18 protein-coding genes and 1 pseudogene are annotated in these 18453 nt (G+C 68.1%); 4 read left to right on the top strand and 15 right to left on the bottom strand.

Features of this window, described 5'->3' with window-relative positions:
- Nucleotides 1–133 precede the first annotated feature (133 nt).
- The 4 genes from FHP91_RS02860 to hpf form a co-directional block, all read right to left on the bottom strand.
- Nucleotides 134–532 carry a c-type cytochrome gene (locus tag FHP91_RS02860; protein WP_186301425.1) on the bottom strand — a complete coding sequence of 133 codons (399 nt, stop codon included), beginning with the start codon at nucleotides 530–532 and terminating at the stop codon, nucleotides 134–136.
- A 115-nt stretch (nucleotides 533–647) separates the two neighbouring features.
- Nucleotides 648–1082, bottom strand: coding sequence for a CBS domain-containing protein (locus FHP91_RS02855; protein WP_144308157.1), 435 nt, complete (start codon nucleotides 1080–1082; stop codon nucleotides 648–650).
- A gap of 49 nt (nucleotides 1083–1131) precedes the next feature.
- The gene (locus FHP91_RS02850; RefSeq protein WP_144308156.1) at nucleotides 1132–1527 is read right to left on the bottom strand and encodes a tellurite resistance TerB family protein; all 396 of its coding nucleotides are present in this window, start codon (nucleotides 1525–1527) and stop codon (nucleotides 1132–1134) included.
- Nucleotides 1528–1585: 58 nt separating this feature from the next.
- Nucleotides 1586–1954, bottom strand: coding sequence for a ribosome hibernation-promoting factor, HPF/YfiA family (gene hpf / locus FHP91_RS02845; protein WP_186301424.1), 369 nt, complete (start codon nucleotides 1952–1954; stop codon nucleotides 1586–1588).
- A gap of 109 nt (nucleotides 1955–2063) precedes the next feature.
- Here hpf and FHP91_RS02840 point away from each other — a divergent pair, with 109 nt between their 5' ends.
- Nucleotides 2064–3002 carry a LysR family transcriptional regulator gene (locus tag FHP91_RS02840; RefSeq protein WP_144308154.1) on the top strand — a complete coding sequence of 313 codons (939 nt, stop codon included), beginning with the start codon at nucleotides 2064–2066 and terminating at the stop codon, nucleotides 3000–3002.
- Between the two features lie 30 nt (nucleotides 3003–3032).
- Here FHP91_RS02840 and FHP91_RS02835 read toward each other — a convergent pair whose 3' ends face one another.
- From FHP91_RS02835 to FHP91_RS02815, 5 genes are all read right to left on the bottom strand, one after another.
- Nucleotides 3033–4496: a c-type cytochrome gene (locus FHP91_RS02835; RefSeq protein ID WP_144308153.1), complete on the bottom strand. Its 1464-nt coding sequence runs from the start codon at nucleotides 4494–4496 to the stop codon at nucleotides 3033–3035.
- 282 nt (nucleotides 4497–4778) lie between these two features.
- On the bottom strand, nucleotides 4779–6287 hold the full coding sequence (locus tag FHP91_RS02830) for a c-type cytochrome (protein ID WP_144308152.1): 1509 nt from the start codon (nucleotides 6285–6287) through the stop codon (nucleotides 4779–4781).
- Between the two features lie 11 nt (nucleotides 6288–6298).
- Entirely contained in the window at nucleotides 6299–8245 is a 1947-nt protein-coding gene (locus FHP91_RS02825; protein WP_144308151.1) for a hypothetical protein, read from the bottom strand.
- Between the two features lie 10 nt (nucleotides 8246–8255).
- Entirely contained in the window at nucleotides 8256–9158 is a 903-nt protein-coding gene (locus tag FHP91_RS02820; RefSeq protein ID WP_144308150.1) for a hypothetical protein, read from the bottom strand.
- A gap of 15 nt (nucleotides 9159–9173) precedes the next feature.
- Nucleotides 9174–11693: a cytochrome c gene (locus FHP91_RS02815; RefSeq protein ID WP_246116200.1), complete on the bottom strand. Its 2520-nt coding sequence runs from the start codon at nucleotides 11691–11693 to the stop codon at nucleotides 9174–9176.
- 292 nt (nucleotides 11694–11985) lie between these two features.
- Between FHP91_RS02815 and FHP91_RS02810 the strand changes: the two genes are divergently transcribed.
- Nucleotides 11986–12453, top strand: coding sequence for a hypothetical protein (locus FHP91_RS02810; protein ID WP_144308149.1), 468 nt, complete (start codon nucleotides 11986–11988; stop codon nucleotides 12451–12453).
- Between the two features lie 11 nt (nucleotides 12454–12464).
- On the opposite strand, the gene FHP91_RS02805 is transcribed toward FHP91_RS02810, so the two are convergent.
- From FHP91_RS02805 to FHP91_RS02795, 3 genes are read right to left on the bottom strand one after another with little or no spacing between them, the layout of a single operon-like run.
- Nucleotides 12465–13217, bottom strand: a complete 753-nt coding sequence (locus FHP91_RS02805; protein WP_144308148.1) for an SDR family oxidoreductase — start codon at nucleotides 13215–13217, stop codon at nucleotides 12465–12467.
- Nucleotides 13218–13248: 31 nt separating this feature from the next.
- Nucleotides 13249–14058, bottom strand: a complete 810-nt coding sequence (locus FHP91_RS02800; RefSeq protein WP_144308147.1) for a CmcJ/NvfI family oxidoreductase — start codon at nucleotides 14056–14058, stop codon at nucleotides 13249–13251.
- Nucleotides 14059–14073: 15 nt separating this feature from the next.
- Nucleotides 14074–14685, bottom strand: coding sequence for a 2-hydroxychromene-2-carboxylate isomerase (locus FHP91_RS02795; RefSeq protein WP_144308146.1), 612 nt, complete (start codon nucleotides 14683–14685; stop codon nucleotides 14074–14076).
- Nucleotides 14686–14795: 110 nt separating this feature from the next.
- Between FHP91_RS02795 and FHP91_RS21660 the strand changes: the two are divergent.
- A pseudogene (locus tag FHP91_RS21660) lies at nucleotides 14796–15113 on the top strand (DUF2917 domain-containing protein); the annotation flags it as partial.
- 51 nt (nucleotides 15114–15164) lie between these two features.
- Here FHP91_RS21660 and FHP91_RS02785 read toward each other — a convergent pair.
- Entirely contained in the window at nucleotides 15165–16100 is a 936-nt protein-coding gene (locus tag FHP91_RS02785) for a LysR family transcriptional regulator (RefSeq protein ID WP_144308144.1), read from the bottom strand.
- An 18-nt stretch (nucleotides 16101–16118) separates the two neighbouring features.
- Here FHP91_RS02785 and FHP91_RS02780 point away from each other — a divergent pair, with 18 nt between their 5' ends.
- Nucleotides 16119–17000, top strand: a complete 882-nt coding sequence (locus FHP91_RS02780; protein WP_186301423.1) for a LysR family transcriptional regulator — start codon at nucleotides 16119–16121, stop codon at nucleotides 16998–17000.
- On the opposite strand, the gene FHP91_RS21585 is transcribed toward FHP91_RS02780, so the two are convergent.
- A complete protein-coding gene (locus FHP91_RS21585; protein WP_260851462.1) occupies nucleotides 16997–17119 on the bottom strand; it encodes a hypothetical protein in 123 nt (40 codons plus the stop codon). The two genes, FHP91_RS02780 and FHP91_RS21585, sit on opposite strands and share 4 nt — an antisense overlap.
- Complete coding sequence (locus FHP91_RS02775; protein WP_144308142.1) at nucleotides 17116–18339, bottom strand: MFS transporter; 1224 nt, start codon at nucleotides 18337–18339, stop codon at nucleotides 17116–17118. Before FHP91_RS02775 ends, FHP91_RS21585 begins: the two co-directional genes overlap by 4 nt.
- Between the last annotated feature and the right edge of the window lie 114 nt (nucleotides 18340–18453).

Raw genomic sequence — 18453 nt, 5'->3', positions numbered from 1 at the left:
TGGCGCGCGGCGGCACGCCCGTTCAGCTGATGGCTGGCTCGCCAGTGTGTTGCGGCCCGATGGTGTCGCGCAAACGGGATGAATGCTTGCACGCAGATGAGCGATCGACAGCCCCGTGAATGTGGTGCTGCGCCTACAGGGTCTTCAAATATTCCACCACTGCCGCCTTGTCGTCCTCCGGCAAGCCGGTGCCGTAATCGTGCCCCTGATTGCTGCCGCCCTTGAGCCGGGTGTCGTGCAGACTGCCGTAGTACTCCGCGTCTTCGCTGGTGGTGATGTAGCCGACCCGTTCGTGGTCGTAGAGGGTGTAGCCGCGCCAGAACGTCACCGGGCGCGCGGCCGGCGGCTCGAGCAGGTCGCGTAGCGTGGGCACCGAGCCGTTGTGCAGGTAGGGCGCGCGCAGCCAGATGCCGTCGAGGAAGGCGGCCACGTCGTCGCGCAGAGGTTCTTCGACCAGGCCCTCGCGCTCGATGCCCATGTCGGTGACGACCTTGTTGGCTTCATATGCGGCCTCTTCATTCCAGGTATCCATGCCGCCGCGGCTGGTGCCAACCGTCTTCGACGGGCACGACGGTGCCGGTTCGCTCGCGCCCGTGCTGCGGGTGGCGCCGGCTGCAGCGGCGTTGGTTGGGGGCGGCGACGGCGGTTCAGAGGACTTCGGCCAGTTCCTCTCGTCGGTCCAGCTCCTGCTTGAAGCGGATCATGTCGATCTCGAGGGCGTCCCGCGCCGAGATGACGCCGAGCACCTTGCCGTTGATGTCCACCACCGGCACATGGCGGAAGCCGCCTTCAAACATCAGGTGCAGTGCGTGACCGAAGGGCATGTCCGGTCCGATCGCGACCGGATCGGTGGTCATCACGGCGCTCACTGGCGTGCAGAAGGGGTCGAGCCCGTTGGCCACGACGTCGAACACGATATCGCGTTCGGTGCAGATGCCGAGCAGGTGGCCGTCGTCGGCCACCAGGACGGCGCCCTGGCGGTGCTCCCGCATCAGTCTGGCCGCATCGCCCACGCTCATGTCGAGGGGCGCTGCGATGAAAAACCGGTTGGCGATGACGTTGCTGACAGATCGGTTCGGCATGATGTGCTTCCTTTTTTCTGTGCCCGCGCCACGGTGGCGGAGGCAATCCTCAGTGCTCCAGGCCATCGCCCCAGCGACGCAGGGCCTGGGTGAGCAGATCCGCTTCGCTGCGGGTGACGCGGCCATCGGCGGAGATGATGTCGAGCATGGCGCCGAGCAGGCGCAGGCGGTGCGCCGGGCGCTGGATTTCGCCCAGCAGCTGTTCGATCACTTCCGGCTGCATGTGCAGGCGGCCTGCGCTCCAGTAGGCCGAGCATTGCAGCAGGTCGTTGCAGAAGTCGTGCACCACGGCGTCGAACTGCTCCGCGCTCATGCCCATGTCTTCAAGCACGCCGGCGCGCTTGAGCTGGGCGGTTTCCGCTGGGTCGAGTCCGCCATCGACCAGCATCGCCAGGGAGACGATCCGGGCCGCGGCTTCGGCGCTGTCATTCGGGTAGCTACGCATACTGAAAGTCCTTGTGTTGTTCGATCGTGAGGTCGGGCGTACCAGTCGGCATGCCCGTTCAGGCGGGTTCGTCGGTGTTGGCGAGTGCGTCCATTACGGGGCGGCGCGACTCGCGACCCCGGCGGGCATGGGTGCGTGAGAGCCGGCGCATCAGCGAATTCATGGCGCGCTTCGACACCCGGTCGATCGCGCTGTACATGTCCTCCCGCGTGTCCTCGATCACCACCGGCGCGCCGCCGGCGATATGGATCGCGACCAGGCAGCGCTTGTCGACGCCGCCGCGCGGACCGTTCTCATCGGACAGATGCACGCTGACATGGCGGGCACGGTCGCGAATCCGGCCCAACGAGGATTGCAGCCGCTGCAGCGTGTAATTGCGCAAAGCCGGGGTCATTTCGAAGCCTTGGCTTTTGATGTCGACATGCATCATGAACTCCTGCTGTGGGTGAAAGACGATCTCACTCTAGATCAGCCAATCCATCGACAAAACTCCAATATACTGATCGTAATCATCAATATTTTGGAGGTGTCGGCGCATGGCATCGCTCAACTACAAGCACCTGCGTTACTTCTGGGCGGTGGCCAGGGCCGGCAGCATTGCGCGTGCCGCCGAGTCGCTCCACCTCACGCCGCACGCCATCAGCAGCCAGATCACGGCGCTGGAAGCCAGTCTGGGCGCCAAGCTGTTTGAGCGTGAAGGCCGGCGCTTGACGGTGTCGATGACCGGCAAGCGCATCCTCGAACACGCCGAAACCATCTTTTCGCTGGGCGATGAAATCCTCGACATCGTCGGCGACACCACCACGCGCGATACCCAGCCGCTACGCATCGGCATTGCCGATTCGGTGCCCAAGGCCGTGGCCTACCGCCTGGTCTCTCCCGCGTTGCGTCTGGATGACCCGGTCAAACTCACCTGTCGTGAAGGCCGGCTCGATACCTTGCTCGCCGATCTGGCGATCCACCGGCTCGACCTGGTCATTGCCGACCGCCCCATGCCCGCGCGCCTGAGCGTGCGCGGCTTCAACCACCTGCTCGGTGAAAGCCCCCTGTCGGTGATGGGGACCCCGGCATTGCGCGAAGCACACCCTGGGGCGTGTCCGGCGTGTCTGGACAACGCCCCTTTTCTGATGCCGGGCGAGGACACCGCCATTCACGCCCCCTTGAGTGAATGGTTCGATGGGCAGGGGATTCGGCCGCGCGTTGTCGCCGAATTCGACGACAGCGCCCTGCTCAAGGCCTTCGGCCAGGCCGGTGTCGGCTTCTTCGTTGCGCCAAGCGCCACCAACGACTACGTGTGCGGGCAATACGGTGTCGACGTGATCGGCCAGATCGACGCCGTGGTCGAGCAACTCTACGCCATCACCACCGAAGGCAAACTCACCCGCCCGGCGATCATCGCCATCTGGCAAGCGGCAAGAACGGAGGTTTTCGGTGAGCCGGTAGTGCGGGCGAAGGCGGCACGAAAGCGCAAGTGAAGTCGCCGCCCCCCGGCCGGGCGCCCATCCTCACAGCGTCTTCAAATACTCCACCAGCGTCGTCTTGTCCTCATCGGGCAAGCCCGTGCCGTAGTTGTGCCCCTGATTCCCGCCGCCCTTGAGCCGGGTGTCGTGCAGGCTGCCGTAGTACTCGGCATCCTCACCGGCGGTGATGTAGCCGACGCGCTCGCGGTCGTACAAGTTGTAGCCGCGCCAGAAGGTGACCGGGCGGCGCTCGGGGGGCTCGAGCAGGTCGCGTAGCGTCGGCACCGAGCCGTTGTGCAGGTAGGGGGCGCGTAGCCAGATGCCGTCGAGGAAGGCGGCGACATAGCCGCGCAGGGGTTCTTCGACCAGGCCTTCGCGTTGGATGCCCATGTCGGTGACGACCTTGTTGGCTTCATACGCGGCCTTTTCATTCCAGGTGTCCATGCGGTCGCGACTGGTGCCGACCTCTTCGACGGGCACCACCGTGCCGGTGCGCTCCGAGGCGTGGCAGCCGGCGCAGGTGGCGTCGAACACGGCTTTGCCTTGCTCGGCCAGCGCGGTGTCGATGGCGAAGGGGTAGGCCGGGGCGCGGGCGGCCTTGAGGTAGTCGAGCATCCAGTCGATCTGGGCGAGGAATTCGGCATTGTCCTTGGGCGGCGCGCCGAGCAGGCCGAGGGCGGAGTCGATGACCACCGAATAGGCGTTGTGGCTGTCGCCGGCGAAGTTCATGCGGTGGCCCTTGTCGGCCTGGTATTTGCCGAGGTTCCAGATTGACGGCATGTCGGTGGGGCCGAAGGTTTCGTCCATCGGCCACTCGATCATGAAGTACTTGGTGAGGTTCATCGAGTCGTCGCGGCCGCGCCCCCAGTCGGGGAAGGCGCTGTGGTAGAGCCAGGCGAACTGGGTCTGGCGTTCGAGCAGGCGCTTTTTGGTGATGGGGATCAGCAGGTAGCGGTAGATGAGCGCGTCGTCCCAGCTCAGGTCGGTGACCAGATTGATTTCGCGCATGAGCACGTCGGGGTCGAAGCGCGGGTCTTTGGCGCAGTCAATCAGAAAGCGGAAGAAGGCGGCCAGATCGAGCGTGTGGTTGGGGCCGGTGGGCACGAATACCGGGTTGGAATCGACCGATGTGCGGTAGGTGGCGGTGTGGCACACGGCGCAGGTGTTGGCGACGCGGTCGAAGCCGATGGTTTTTTTGGTGAAGCCGACGGGCAGCTCCATGCCTTGTTCCCAGGCGACGCCAAAGCTGGCGTAGCCGCCGGGGCCGGGGAGCTTGTCGGGGAAGACGCGCGGCAGCACATAGAAGATCCAGTACGGAATGCCGGCGTCAGCCTCGGCGCCGATCGAGCCGTACTTGAAGCGCATCTCGGGGTTGTCGGTGATCCAAGCCGGCTGCGGCACTTCACGGAAGAATTTGACCCAGCCGTAGACGCCGGCGGCGATGCCGATGATGAGCAGCAGGCCGAGCACGGCGAGCCAGGTGCGGCGGGGTTTGGGTTGGGTGCTCATGGGCGGCTCCTTGGGGCGTAGCCCGGATGCAGCGTAGCGGAATCCGGGATCGGCGTATCGAGCGCCAATGGTTCCTGGAAGATCCGACTGTCCGCGTCAGACCGTAGCCCGGATGCAGACCGAAGGCCGGAATCCGGGAGCCGCGTGCCGAGTCCCAAAGGCTTTTGGGTCATCCGATGCCTTGCGTTGACAGCGGGTGTGCCCGCTCGGGCGGATGCTCCCGGATTGCGCTGCGCTGCATCCGGGCTACGTTTTTGTGGGAGGGTGTTCATTCTCCGGCCCTCAGAAGGTCTTCAGATATTCGACGATGGCGTCCTTGTCCTCGGGCGCCAGCGTGGTGCCGTAGGCCGCGCCTTCGTGGCCGCCGTTGCCGTTGCCGGGTTCGGTGGTGTCGAACAGGAAGTAGCTGCGGGCGGGTTCGGCGGCCACGTCGGAGACAAAGCCGAGGCGGTCGCGGTCGATGATGTCGTTGCCGCGCCAGAAGGTGGTGGGGCGCAGGGTGGCCGGTTCGAGCAGGTCGCGCACGGTGGGCACCGAGCCGTTGTGCAGATAGGGGCCGCGCAGCCACAGGCCGTCGAGCGGCATGTTGGCGTAGCCATGGGTTTTGCGGAAATGCTGGAAGCGGTGCGGGTAGCCGGCGTAGAGCGTGCTCTGGTTCACCGCCAGGGTGTAAGTGTAGGAGTCGAGTCGGGCGCGATCGGTGGCGATGTGGGCAATCGGCGTGACATGGCCGACATACTCGCCCGCAAAATCGCGCCCGCCCGCGCCATGGCAGGCGGCGCAGGTGGCGGTGTAGAGGGCTTTGCCGCGTTCCGCCTTTTCGGCGTCGATGGCATAGGGCCAGGGCGGCGGGGAGAGATTGAGTAGCCACTGCTCGATACGGCCGATGGCGCGCAGGTCGAGGGTGGGCGGGGTGGTGCCGGTGCCGAAGGCGGCGCTCTTGTTGCGCTCTTCGGTGCGGGTGTTGTTGCCGTCCCAGTGCAACTCCATGCGCTGGCCGTCGTCACGCTTCATGCGTGGGCCTTGCAGCCAGATGGAGGGGAAGTCCGAGGCGCCGAGCAGCTCTTTTTTGGGCAGCTGGTGCATGGGGAAATTGAACAGGATCTTGGCCGAGTTGAAGGTGTCCACCCGGCCCGGCCCCCAGTCGGGCTGCGCGAAGGCGAAGGCGAAACGCTCGCGGAGCATCAGCAGGCGCTCGCGCATCAGGCTGATCGCCACCGGGTACACCACGTAGCGGTCGAGCGGGCTGAGGCCGCCGGCGGCTTCTTCGATCTCGGGGACGATGAACTCGCTGCGAAACTTCGGCCCCGCCGCACAGTTGAAGAAGAAGGTCTCGAAGCCTTTCAGATCGAGCCGGTGTGCCGGCATGCCGAGGTAGATGTTGGGCGCGGCGCCCGGCGCATCGCGCACGGTGCTGGCGTGGCAGGCCGCGCAGTTGAGGAAGACGCGGTCGATGCCGAGGTTGAAGCGCTTCGATACGCCAATGGGCAGATCCTTGCCCGGCTCGTAGGTGAAGCCGATCGAACGGTAGCCGTCGCCGGGCAGGTGCTCGGAGCAGACCTTGGGCAACACCTTCCAGATCCAGTACGGAAAGCCCGACTCGCGCTCACCACCGGTCGAGCCGTACTTGAAGTGGCTGGGTGCGTCGGCATAGGCGACCGGGATGTCGGCGGTGAAGCGGCCGAGCGCGTAGATGCCGCCGACCAGACCAAGCACCCAGGGCAGCCACAGCAGGCTGCGGCCGAGCCAGTGGGGGCGGCGGGGCGGGGTATCAGTGTCGAGATGGGCCATCGCGTCGTCTCTCAGAAGACCGCACAGTCGGGCAGGTCGGCATAGGGGCGGGTGGCCAGTTGTGCCGGGTTGTGGCCGTTGGCCTGCAGCCGGCCGTCAAGCCATTGGCGCATCGAGGCCAAGTCGCCGCTGTGCTGGATGTCGCCGGCCTGCGGGGTGGCTGGTGGCGGCATGGGGGTTTTCTCGCGTGCGCCGGCGGCGGCCGACCACATGGCCAGCCGGCGGGCCATGCGTGGCGCACAGCGGTCGACCGCCGCGCGCACGGCCTCGCGGGTGCCGTGCAAAAAGCCGGGCGGGAAGGCCTCGGTGCTGTCGTGGCACAGGCCGCAGTGTTTGTAGAAGGGCGCCAGTTCGGGGTCGTCCGGGCTGCTGCGTTCGGCCAGGGTGGGCACCGGGGCGGGGTGTTCGACTGGCATGGGCAGCAGCGGCGAGAGCACGGCGGCGCGGCGCAGCGGGGCGTCGGCCAGTGCGTCGCTGCGCCCGGCGAGGGTGTCGGCGACGAGGCGGTCCACATGGGCGCGGACGGTGGCGAGGTCGTCGGTCAGCAGCACGCGCACGCGCTCCGGCGTGATCTCGATGCGCCGCAGCGCTGCGCCCTCGGGGGTGCGCGGGGCGGCGCCGGTGGGGTGAAAGTGGCCGTCGGCGCCACGGCGAAATGGTGCGGCGTTGCGGGCCGGGCCGGCGCCGAGTACGAGGCGGTCGATCTTGAGCAGCTCGGCGCTGCGCCGGGCGCTGAGGGCGAGACCGCTGGCATGGTGGCAGTCGAGGTCTTCGCGGTCGGGGCGGGGGCGGCGGCTGCACTCGAGGGTGAGGGCTTCGGCGTGCATGCCGGCCGCACCGCGCAGTGCGTTATCGAGTGCGGCGATGTCGACATCGGCAATGAACTGGCCGAGTGCGTGGATGACATTGGGCAGCGTGGCGGCATCGTTGGCGCGCCAGTGGCCCAGCGGTGGGCGCAGGGCGAGCGGGTCGAAGCGCTCGGCCACGTCGGCGACGCGGCGCAGCTCGGCGGGATCGGTCGGCAGTGCCTGCCAGGGCAGGGTGGCGGCGAAGGGTTGGCGGTTGGGGATGTCGGGGTTCGGCACCGGCAGGCCGTCGGGCCAGTGTTGGGTCCAGTGGGCGGCCAGCGGGCCCAGCGCGGGATCGTCGGCGATCCGTCCGCTGGCTCGGCTGCCGAGGCGGTCGAGCAGGGTGCGCCACAGCAGGCGGGCGCGGCAACGCACGGCGGTGGGGCGGTCGGTGTGGGCGCAGCCGTGTTGCCAGACGGTTTGCGCGATGGACAGCAGGTTGGCGCGGTCGGTGGCGTCGTCGATGGCATTGGCCACGTCCACGCCGTGACGCCAGGGCAGACCGTAGAAGTCGCGGCCGGCGGCAGTGAGTAGGCGCGCGATGGCGGCGTTGCCACTGGTTTCGTCCCAGGTCTGGCGCGAGAACAGCGGCGCGGCGTTCTGATGGCAGGCCAGGCACAGGCCGCGATTGCTGGCGCGCAGGCGGGGCGTGGCGCCGTCGCGGTAGTCGTCCACGATCTCGAATTCAAAGCGGCCGGCGCTGTCGTTGTAGCTGATGACCTCGAGCACGCCGGCGGCTTCGTGATAGCCGAGGTAGAGCCGGTCGCGCAGCAGGGGGCGGTCGGTGCGCGTGGGCTCGCCGGTGACGGCGACGACCACGCGGGGGGCTTCGAAATAGTGTGCGGCACCGGCGGTGTGGCGTTGCAGCGAGCGGCCGAGCGGAATCAGCACCAGCGGCAGGCCATCGCCGGCCTCGCCGCCACCGCTCGAGACCTGCCCGCGCAGTTGCGCGACCAGTGCTTCGATCGGGTAGGTGATGCGCGCGACGGGCTGGCCGGGCGGGGTCATCAGTTGCGCGAACAGCGAGGCGCCCTCGGCCCAGGCGGCGGACGGCGCCAGCCACAGCCAGCACAGCACCGGGAGGCCGAGCGTTCGCCACGCGCTGCGCATGGGCGCGGCCTCATTTCGCCGCGGCGACGAGTTGCCGGTGCTGGGTGCCGGTCCAGCAGTCTTCCGCCGTCTTGCCTGTGGCCAGGTAGCCGGCCTTGCCGGCCTCGTCCACGGCCTTGTTGTAGAGCACGAAGTTCACCACGAAGGCACGGTCGATATAGGCGCGGCCAAGGTACAGCCCGGGGCGGATCATGCGGATTTCGTCGCGGATGGCAAAGCCGTCGCGCCCGGCCATCATGTCGGGCATGCGGCGGTAGCCGGGCAGCTGGTCGGTGAAGGCGTAGTCGATGATGATGGACTCGCGCCGGCCGTCGAGCAGGCTCTGGCCGCAATACAGCTGCGCGGGGAAGAGCAGCCACTGGTCCTTGCCGTTGACGGTGATCTCCTGCAGCGGGTTGGCGTCGCTCTCTTCGATCAGGCCGACGGCCTTGAGGGTCTTGAGGTCTTCGATGCGGTTACGCAGCAGACGCTCGTCGCGGTAGAAGACCTTGCCCTTCCACAGGATCTCGCCCATCAGGTCGAGCTTTTTGCCGGCCACGTTCACCAGCAAGCCCTTGAGCCCGCCGCCGGCAATCTCCGACAGGCGCAGCTTGCCGCTGCCGCCCTTGGGAAAGAACAGGTCGCCCTCGTACGGACCCTCGGGGATCGGTCCGGCGGACAGGCGCGCGTAGATCTGGTCGACCTGTTCCTGCTCGAGCAGGGCGAGGTTCTTGGGTGTGATCTTGTACAGCTCTTCGACCGACAGCGGGTGTTGCGCTTCGAGTTCGGCGAAATCGGGCTTGGCGTTGTGGGCCTCGCCGTAGGGCGCGAAGCTGATCGCTGGCGGGGTCTTGTCTTCCTTGGCGCCGCAGCCGGCGAGCAGGGCGAGGGCGGCGGCGATGGCGAGGAGGCGGGCGGTGCGGTGCGTTGTCATGGCGATCCTCCTCGCTTACAGGGTGGCCAGGAAGGCGGTGAGTGCCTTCTTGTCGGCGTCGGAGAGGTCTTCGCCAAAGCGGTGACCGGCGTTTTCGATCTCGGCAAAGCAGGAGGAGTAGATCTGCTTGACCAGGTAGGGCCGCTTCTTCAGCGCCTCGACCAGACCATTGGGCTGGCTGCTCACCTCTTCGGTGATGCCCTTGAGGTCGGTGAAGATGCGCTTGCCGGCATCCGGCCCCCATTGCTTGACCAGCCGTGCCTCGACCTCCTTGGGCTTGAACTTGGCCTGCACCAGGTCGACCACGAAGGTCTTGTGCTGGAAGTTGCCCACCGTGCCGGCATTGACGCCGCGCCCGTCGATGACCGCCGGGATGGTGAGCGAGAAGCCGACCAGCTTCTCCTTCTCGGTGCCGTCCCACAGCCGCGGGCCGACGCGCAAGGTCACGTCTTCATTGAGCAGCGTCACCTTGGGGATGCGCTTGGCTGGGTTGAGCAGCTCGTCCATGCTCGCCTTGTAGAGTTTGTAGCGACCCTCGACGCTGGGGTCGTACTCCCAGCAGGCCGGTTGCTGGTCGGGCGGCAGCAGCGACAGGGTGTCGCCGTCGACATAGCGCGGGCGCATGGCGTAGAAGGCGTTGGCCTTGTTGGCCGGCTTGCCGCACAGCTCGGGGCCGAGCGCGTTGTTGTGCAGGAAGGGAGCGTGCGCCCACAGGTTGAGCAGCGAGATGTTGCGGTAGTAGCTGCGCCCGCCGTCGGCCGGCTCGGCCAGGTTGGGGTCGGGCGGCTGGGCGCGCAGGGTCTCGGAGCCGTACTCCTGCCAGATCTTGCCGGTCATGTGATTGCTGTGCAGGGCGCGGCAGCGGAAGGTGCCGACCTCGGAGACCAGCGTGGGCGCGTCATTGCCCAGCCAGTCGGTGCGCAGGCCGCTCTTCTCGTCCATCTTGTAGAAGTCCAGCGCGTCGAACTGCCCGGCCGCCGCTTCGGGCTGGCTGGAGTGGCAGCGTGCGCAGGTGGTGGCAAACACCTGTTGCCCGCGGGCTACGGCGCCGTCGCCAAACTCTTTTTCCAGGTCGGCGATCAGGTCTTGCGTGGCGTAGGTGGCGGCCGGGTCGGCCTTGCGCAGGCCGGTCTCGCGCGCTTCGCGCAGGTCGGTGTTGCGTGCTTCGGCCGACATGAAGAAGTCGAGGATATTGCCGAGCCGGTCTTCAATCGCGCGGAAATTCGGGCAGTCACGCCGGCACTGGCCAATGTTGAAAGGCGTCTGGCCAAAGCCGCGTTGCTGCGGGTCGGCCACCCGCAGGTCGGTCAGGTGATTGACCCAGCATTGCTCCGAGCACGAGCCGATGTTGAAATACACCCGCTGGATGGCTTCAAGCGCGCCGATTGAATCCTCGCCGCCCTTGAGGATGTGATGCACGGTTTCCTCCTTGAGCGACTTCTCCCAGCACTTGCCCTCGCGCCCCGGCTCGCACCAGCAAGTCGCACCCGCCTTGCCCTCGCAGCTGTTCGTCTTGCGCCATTTGAGCACCTTCTCGCCCATGAACACCGGCCGCTGCGGGATGTTGATCAGCGCGTTCATGGAGCCAGGGTTGTTCACCTGGTCGTTGGGGATGGCGGAGGTGTCGGAGGTGCCCGGCCTGGCGTGGGCAAACATCTGCCATTCGAGCGTGTTGCTGGCCATGCCCGAGACCATGATCTCGGAGATGCGCGAGTACTGATTGCCGAGCAGGCCCTTGATGTTTTCCCACTTGGGATTGGCCGGGTCAGCCGGCGGGTTGAGCGGGTCGAAGGAAATATGGCAGGAGCCGCAGGCGGTGCCAATCAGGTAGGGTGGCTCGACCGCGCCGTCGAGCAGGCGGCTCTTGGCCGGTTCGTCCGAGCCGCCGGCGGCCGGGATCTTGCGGTTGTAGCCTTCCCAGCTGCCGGCGCTGCCGTTGAGTTTGACCCACTTGTCGCGGTCGAAGCGCGGGTTGGGAAACTTGCGGATGCCGAGCATGCCGGTGGAGGTGCCGAACTTGAGGTCACAGGCGCTCTGGCGCTGGTCCTTGGGGCCGTGCACATCGCCCTCGGCCAGCGGCGCGTCGTGAAAGTCGCAGGCCGGGTCGGTGTAGCCGGCCTTGCCCACATACTTGAGCAGTTCCTCGTCACCTGGGCACCAGTCGAGGCCATAGGTCTCGTCCAGGCTCTTGGCTGGGCAGTTGGCGTCGCCCGGCGTACAGCAGCTCGGGTCGTTGATGCCGCCCCAGGCGCGGAAGCGTTCGCCGCGCTCATCGGAGCGCAGCACGCGGAACCAGTCGATCAACACGCCCACGCGCTGCTGGAACACATAGGTGTGGAAGCGATCGTTGCCTGCGGTGGCCTTGAACCAGATCAGCCGGCCGGCGCACTCCGAGGCGTTCAAACCCTCGCGTGCACAGGAATCGAAGTAGGGAATGTCCTGCTCGTGCACCACCGGTGCGGCATGAGCGAGGCGGCCCACAGGGGCAATGAAGCTGGCAGACAGGGCGATGACAAGCAGAAACAGGCGGACCATGTCGGGCCTCCGTGACACGCGGTGACGACCGGCCCAAAACGGCGCGCGCAGTGAAGCGCTTTGCCGCGAACCCCCGAAAACGTTCGGGGTAAAGGGGCTCTGATCGGGAGATGGCGCCGCCTCGCAGCAAAGTCGCGCGCCATCGTCATATTTTTCTGGTTCTGTGTACTTGGTGTAGCACCCCAGCGGTCGATTGCAAGACGGGCGTGGTGTCGTCCGTGCCGCCCGGCGGGCCGTTCCTGGCGGTTTTTTGCCTTGGACGCGCGACTCGAGGCCACCGTATGATGTGGCCATGCGTCCGCTCGAAATCCCCCTGCCCCGACTCGCCCGTTCATGCCTCTGTCTGGTGTTGCTTGCAGCCCTCGCCGCGTGCCAGAAAACCTCGCCGGAACAAGCCATTGGCGAGGCCATTGGCCGTATCGAACAAGGCATTGCCGAGCATCAGAACGCCACTGTCCGCGCCGAACTCGCCGACGCCTTTCGCGGCGGCCCCAGCACCGATCCCGGACAGCTCGACAAGAGCGGCGTGCAGCGCCTGCTCGCGGGCTATTTTTTGCGCTACAAAAATATTCACGTGGTGATCACCGGCGTGACGGTCGAGCCGCTCTCGCACACGCCCGACCAAGCCTGGTCGAATGCGTCGGTGGTACTCACTGGCGCCGACGGACTGATCCCCGAGGCCGGGCGGATCTATCAACTGCGGGGCTTGTGGGTGCGTGAGGATGGCCAGTGGCGACTGCGCGAGCTGCAGTGGGAGTGAGGCGCGCGCGATCACAGCCCGCCGGCCATGTCGACATGCGCGCCGCAGACATACGACGCCGCCTCGGAGAGCAGCCAGACGATGGTCGCGGCCACTTCCGCCGGCTGCCCACCACGGCCCATCGGTAGTTGCGGCGCGATGCGCGCAACCCGACCCGGCTCACCGCCGCTGGCGTGCATTGCGGTCTCGATGAAGGCCGGGCGCACCGCATTGACGCGGATGCCCTCCGGCCCCACCTCCTTGGCCAGCCCGGTGGTCAGCGTGTCGATGGCGCCTTTCGAGGCGGCGTAGTCGACATACTCGCCGGCCGAACCCAGCCGCGCCGCCGCTGAGGATACATTGACGATCACGCCGCCGGCACCGCCGTGGCGGATGGACATGCGGCGGATCGCCTCGCGGCAGCACAGGAAGCTGCCTATCACATTGCAGGCGAGCACCCGCTGCAAGCGCGCCGCGTCCATGTCGGCCACACGCATCTGCGTCTCCAGCACGGCGGCGTTGTTGACCAGGTGGGTGAGCGGGCCGAAGCGCTGGTCGATGGCGGCGAACATTGCCACCACCGCGGCCTCGTCGGCCACGTCGGCGGCGTGGATCATGGCCTCGCCGCCGCATGCCGCGACGCGCGCCTGCACCGCTTCGGCGGCTGCGCGGTTGCGTTGGTAGTTGATGCAGATGCGGTAGCCGTCGATGGCGGCCCGTTCGACCACCGCGGCGCCAATGCCGCGGCTGCCGCCGGTGACCAGTAGTATCTTGTCGTGTGCCATGGGGCGTCTCCCGTCGTGCGATAGTGTCAGCCTAGTAAATGAGCAGCACGCGCACCTCGATGCTGCGCCGCGGCGGCGTGCCTGCGGGGATGTCCGGCTCGTCGAAGGCGGCGTGCGGGGTGAAGCGCGCCACGTCGGTGGCCGAGTCATAGGACTTGAAGGCCAGTACCTCGTGGCGGCCCATGCGCGGGGCGTAGTACCAGCGGTGGGCGGGTGAATAGGTGTGCAGGTAGATCTCGCCGCTGCGCTGCGGGTAGTGGATGTCGGCGGCGACGCGTTCGGTGGCGCGCACGCTGCGCGCATCGCACACCGCCAGCGGGGTGTCGCGCACCTCATCCACCAGTGGCCGCCATAGGTTGACGATGGCGAAGCGGCCGGCGAATTCGCCGGCGTCCATGCCGCGGCACTGGCGTTCCAGCCGGCGCCGGCCGGAGGCGTCGGTGTAGTCGTTGTGCACCCGGCCGACGGCGGCCGGCGCCGCGCCCTCGCGGCCGAAGCCCAGCGCCGGCCGGTCGGGCTCGCGCTCGCGCACCAGATGGTCGAAGACCATGGCCAGCCGGGCACCGGTCAGGGCGCGCGCCAGCAGGGCGCATTCGCGGTAGTAGGTGTCGGTGAGCTCGCGGGTGTCGAGGAAGTCTGCCATCTGGCTGTGGTGCTCGATCAGGCGGAAGCCTTCGACGTCGAGCGAGGTGGCGCCGGCGCGGCGCAGATCGGCCACCGGGCAGCGTTGCTCGACATAGCGGCCGTTCTCGCGTGCCACGCCGGCTGGCGGCGGGTACAGATAGGCATAGGGTTTGTCGGCCATTGCGTGCAGATAGCTGAAATGGGCGTGGTCGGTCATGGCGTGTCCTCCGGATCAGGCCTGCGCGTGGCGCAGTGCGGTGTCGAGGCGGTCGGTGCCCCAGAACAGGGTGTCGCCGGCGAAAAAGCTGGGCGCGCCGAACACCCCGCGCGCGACGGCCTCGCCGGTGGCAGCGCGCAAGCGTGCGCGGATCGGCGGCGCGCTGGCGTCGGCCAGGATGGGGGCGGGGTCGAGGTCCAGATCGCGCAAGACGCGGGCCAGGCCGTCGGTCGTGGCGATGTCGACGTCCTCGCCGAAGTTGGCCCGATACATTGCCATCACGAAGCGCTTGCCCCAGCCGGCATCCAGCCCGACCAGGGCCACGCCGGCCGACAGCACGCTGTGGCGCGGGAAGCGGCTCGGCCGTTGCAGCGGCAGCTGGCGCTCGGCGCACAGGCGGGCCAGATCGCGCCACATGTAGTCGCCCTTGGCGGGGTAGAGATTGAACGGCGAGTCGGCCCAGCCCTGGCGGGCGAAGATCGGCCCGAGCAGGAAGGGGCGGTAGTCGACGTGGGCGCGCCCCTCAGCCTCCAGCCGGGCCACGTCGGCCGCCGCGATATACGAATAGGTGCTGGCCGGGTCGAACCAGAATTCGATGCGCGGCAGCTGCGCTTGTGCAGATGTCATGGGGCCTGCTCCGTCAGTGTCGGTGACAGGCATGGTGCCGTCGGTGGCGCCGCCTCAAGTGAGAACTGCTGCGTGCGCGCCCAGCAGAATTCAATGCTCGGCCGACGGGCATGTTTAGTCTGGCCTTGTCCCATCCCTCCCTTGGCGTTTCGCCTTCGGGTGCGTCAGCAACGGCCCGGACCCGCCCCCACGGGGGCGGCCTTTTTCCGGCACCGGGACGATGGGATCTCGTGGAGGACAAGACAATGCTTGCCAGAGATGATGTGCAATGGACGGTCGAGCTGAACCCCGGCGCGGTGCTGCGCTTGCCGCCGGGGACGATGGTGGAATGCCGGGCGGGCAGCGTCTGGCTGACCGAGTATCGCCCCGGCCGGGATGTGCTGCTGCGTGCGGGCGATGTCCACACGGCCGGCGGCGCCGGGCCGGTGGTGGTCTCCGGGCGGGGCGAGGCCTGGCTGGTGCTTGGCGTGGCCGATGATTCAGTCGGGCGGCAGATCCTGCGCGCTCTGGGGGAGGCCTGTGTCCGACTCGGCAACGGGCTGCGCCAGCGCGGCGAGCGCGTCGGCACAGGCCTGCACCACCGGCCGGGCCTGCCCGCGCGCTGACACCAGCAGCACATAGCTCTTGTCGGGCAGGCGCAGCGGGTGCACGGTTTTGAGGCCGTGGCGGGCGCAGAAGTCCTGCGTCAGCTGCACTGGCATCAGGGCCAGTCCGTCGCCGCGCGCGCAGGCCAGCAGTGCGGCGTACAGATCATGACAGACCAGCACCGGCTGGCGCGGCAGTTCGGCAAGCCCGAGCTGCCGCGCCAGCCGCGTCCACGGCAGGAAGGCATGCTCGATCAGCGGCTCGCTGGCCAGCAGTTCAGGCAGGGCACGCAGCCCAAGCGCCAGTGCGCGGCTGGCCGGGGCGAGCACGCCGAGCGTTTCTTGCCACAGGATGCGGCTGTCTTCATGGTCTGCCGGATGACAGTAGCGAATGGCAATGTCACACTCGCTGCGATCGAGGTCGGACAAGGACTCGCTCGCCGACAGGGTCAGCGCCACGCCGGGGCAGGCCGCGCGCAGGGCATCGAGCTTCGGTGCCAGCCACAGCCGCGCCACGCCCGGGCTGGCGGCGATGCGCACCTCGGTGGCAAAGCCGCTGCCCAGCCCGTGCAGCCAGTCGGCCGCGCCGCGCGCAAAGGCCGCCGCCGCATGGTAGTAGGCCAGGCCCTCGTCGGTCAGCTCGACGGTCGGGCTGTGGCGGATCAACAACTGCATGCCGGTGCGCGCTTCGAGCAGCGCCAGCGAGCCGGTCAGCGCGGCGCGGCTGACCCCCAGCTCGCTCAGCGCCCGCGCCACGGAGCCGTGGCGCACCAGCGCTTCGAAGGCGGCCAGCGCATGCAACGGTGGCAAGGGGGCGGGCGGTGTCGACATTCAAGGAGGCTCCAGTCGATGAGTCGTTCATTATTGCGTGATCTGCCCTTGCGGGAACTGCTGGCACTCGAGGCCAGCCTGCGCCTGGGCTCGCTGGCGCGGGCGGCCGACGAGCTGTCGGTGACGCCCTCGGCGATCAGCCATCGCATCCGCCAGCTCGAGCGCACCCTGGGCATCGCCCTGCTGGCGCGGCGCGGGCGTGGCGTGGCGCCAACCGCTGCGGCCGCCGCCTGCCAGCATGAACTGAGCGCGCTGGTGGCGGAGTTTCGCCGTGCCACCCACGCCCTGCGCCACAATGCCCAGCAGACGCTGCACATCGATGTCACGCCGGTGCTCGGCGCCACCTGGCTGACCGCCCAGCTGGCGGCCCTGCGCCAGGCCCTGGATCTGCCCCGGCTGCAGGTGGAACTGAGCGCCACGCGATTGCCCAATGCCCCGGCCGACCCGCGCACCGACATTCTCATCGAGCTGGTCGCCGATCCGCTCGCGTCCGGCCTCACCCGCCTGTTCGGCGCCCGCATTGGTGCGTATGTCGACGCCCGTTCACCGCTGTCCAGTCCGGTGAGCCTCGGCGAGCTCCAGCAGCAGACGCTGCTGCGGCAAACCGTGGTCGAGTGGTCCGATTGGTGTGTCACCGCCTTCGGCCACAGCGCGCCGCTGCATTACGGCGTGATGCTGGACGACCCGCTCAGCGCGCTCGAAGCCTGCCTGGCCGGCGGCGGCCCCGCCTTGCTCAGCACCTTGAGCGTGGCGCCCTATGTTGCCAGCGGTCAGCTGCGTCCGCTCCACCCAGCGCAGATCGATGCCGGCCACTACGCCATCACGCTCACCGAGCGCGGCCAGCGCAAGGAGCTGGCGCGCCGCGCCGCCGCTGCGCTGGTGGCGCTGGCCGTGGCCTAACGGCACAGCGCCCCCAGCGACTGCAGCGCCAGCAGCAGATCGGGCGAGGTCCAGGCGCGGGCGGCGAGCAGTGCCACCGCCGTCATCGCCAGGGCCAGCCAGAGGCCGGGGTGTTTCACGCGGCGCGACCCGCCGGCACTGGGGTGGCGGCCGGCGTGCGGTCGTCGATCGGGTAGTGCAGCAGCGCGGCCAGCACGCCAAGGCCGACCGACAGCGTCCACACCACGTCGTAGCTGCCGGTGGCGTCGAACACCAGGCCGCCCAGCCACACGCCGAGGAAGCTGCCCACCTGGTGGCTGAAGAAGACGAAGCCGAACAGCGTAGAGATATAGCGCACGCCGAAGATCTGCGACAGCACGGCGCTGGTCAGCGGCGCCGTGCCCAGCCACAGAAAGCCCATGCCGGCAGCGAACACATAGGTGGTGGTGGCGGTGACTGGCAGGACCATGTAGGCGGCGGTCAGCCCGGCGCGCAGCAGGTAGAGAATGCTGAGCAGATTCTTGGCCCGCCAGTGCACCCCCATCTGGCCCCAGGCCCAGGTGCCGAGCACGTTGAACAGACCGACCAGCGCCAGCGCGCGCATGCCGACATTGGCGTTCAGCCCCTGGTCTGTCAGGAAGGCCGGCAGGTGGTTGCCGATGAAGGCCAGCTGGAAGCCGCAGGCCAGAAAGCCCAGCCCGAGAAGCCAGAAGCCGCGGTGAGAAAAGGCCTCGGCCAGCGCGCTCCACAGGCCCTGCGGCGGTGTGGCCGAGGGGGTGGCGGCGGCGCGCGGCTCGGCCATGGCCACCGCCAGCAGCAGCGCGACGGCCACGGTGGCGGCCAGCACCCACAGCGCGTCGGCCCAGCCGGCACTGCTGATCAGGTGCTGCGCGAAAGGCAGCATGGCGAACTGGCCGAGCGAGCCGAGCGCGCCGGCCGTGCCCAGCGCGGCGGTGCGTCGGTGCGGCGGCACCGTGCGGCCGATGGCCCCGTAAATGATGCTGAAACCGGTGCCGCTAAGCCCCAGGCCGACCAGCAGGCCGGCCGACAGGCTGAGCGTGACGCCGCTGTCGGACAGCGGCATCAGCACCAGCCCGGCCACATAGGCCAGCGTGCCGAAGACCACCACGCGGCCGGCGCCGAAGCGGTCGGCGATCATGCCGGTAAAGGGCTGGGCGATGCCCCACAGCAGGTTCTGCAGGGCAATGGCAAAGGCAAAGGTTTCGCGCCCCCAGCCATAGTCGAAACTCATCGGCTGCAGAAACAGCCCGAAGCTGTGGCGCATGCCCAGCGCCAGGCTGAGGATCAGCCCGCCACAGACGATGACCAGCGCGGGCGAGCGCCAGGATGGGGTTGTCATTTTATTCTCCAGAGGAGGTTGGGGTGATGACACCCTAGCGCCAGCGCCGCGCCCGACTGGCGAAGAATGCTGTGCGCGCCGCCAGCGCATTTCATGTGTGCGGCGGCGCTGTCT

The organism is Denitromonas halophila (assembly GCF_007625155.1).
In the GTDB taxonomy this organism is placed as follows: Bacteria; Pseudomonadota; Gammaproteobacteria; order Burkholderiales; family Rhodocyclaceae; genus Nitrogeniibacter; species Nitrogeniibacter halophilus.
Note: the sequence above shows the minus strand (reverse complement) of the source record. Positions and strands in the feature narration are given on the sequence as shown.

What these genes read in the sequence shown, in the direction of transcription:
- FHP91_RS02860 (WP_186301425.1), bottom strand. Translation starts at nt 532, where the DNA reads ATGGATACCTGGAATGAAGAGGCCGCATATGAAGCCAACAAGGTCGTC.
- FHP91_RS02855 (WP_144308157.1), bottom strand. Translation starts at nt 1,082, where the DNA reads ATGCCGAACCGATCTGTCAGCAACGTCATCGCCAACCGGTTTTTCATC.
- FHP91_RS02850 (WP_144308156.1), bottom strand. Translation starts at nt 1,527, where the DNA reads ATGCGTAGCTACCCGAATGACAGCGCCGAAGCCGCGGCCCGGATCGTC.
- hpf (WP_186301424.1), bottom strand. Translation starts at nt 1,954, where the DNA reads ATGCATGTCGACATCAAAAGCCAAGGCTTCGAAATGACCCCGGCTTTG.
- FHP91_RS02840 (WP_144308154.1), top strand. Translation starts at nt 2,064, where the DNA reads ATGGCATCGCTCAACTACAAGCACCTGCGTTACTTCTGGGCGGTGGCC.
- FHP91_RS02835 (WP_144308153.1), bottom strand. Translation starts at nt 4,496, where the DNA reads ATGAGCACCCAACCCAAACCCCGCCGCACCTGGCTCGCCGTGCTCGGC.
- FHP91_RS02830 (WP_144308152.1), bottom strand. Translation starts at nt 6,287, where the DNA reads ATGGCCCATCTCGACACTGATACCCCGCCCCGCCGCCCCCACTGGCTC.
- FHP91_RS02825 (WP_144308151.1), bottom strand. Translation starts at nt 8,245, where the DNA reads ATGCGCAGCGCGTGGCGAACGCTCGGCCTCCCGGTGCTGTGCTGGCTG.
- FHP91_RS02820 (WP_144308150.1), bottom strand. Translation starts at nt 9,158, where the DNA reads ATGACAACGCACCGCACCGCCCGCCTCCTCGCCATCGCCGCCGCCCTC.
- FHP91_RS02815 (WP_246116200.1), bottom strand. Translation starts at nt 11,693, where the DNA reads ATGGTCCGCCTGTTTCTGCTTGTCATCGCCCTGTCTGCCAGCTTCATT.
- FHP91_RS02810 (WP_144308149.1), top strand. Translation starts at nt 11,986, where the DNA reads ATGCGTCCGCTCGAAATCCCCCTGCCCCGACTCGCCCGTTCATGCCTC.
- FHP91_RS02805 (WP_144308148.1), bottom strand. Translation starts at nt 13,217, where the DNA reads ATGGCACACGACAAGATACTACTGGTCACCGGCGGCAGCCGCGGCATT.
- FHP91_RS02800 (WP_144308147.1), bottom strand. Translation starts at nt 14,058, where the DNA reads ATGACCGACCACGCCCATTTCAGCTATCTGCACGCAATGGCCGACAAA.
- FHP91_RS02795 (WP_144308146.1), bottom strand. Translation starts at nt 14,685, where the DNA reads ATGACATCTGCACAAGCGCAGCTGCCGCGCATCGAATTCTGGTTCGAC.
- FHP91_RS02785 (WP_144308144.1), bottom strand. Translation starts at nt 16,100, where the DNA reads ATGTCGACACCGCCCGCCCCCTTGCCACCGTTGCATGCGCTGGCCGCC.
- FHP91_RS02780 (WP_186301423.1), top strand. Translation starts at nt 16,119, where the DNA reads ATGAGTCGTTCATTATTGCGTGATCTGCCCTTGCGGGAACTGCTGGCA.
- FHP91_RS02775 (WP_144308142.1), bottom strand. Translation starts at nt 18,339, where the DNA reads ATGACAACCCCATCCTGGCGCTCGCCCGCGCTGGTCATCGTCTGTGGC.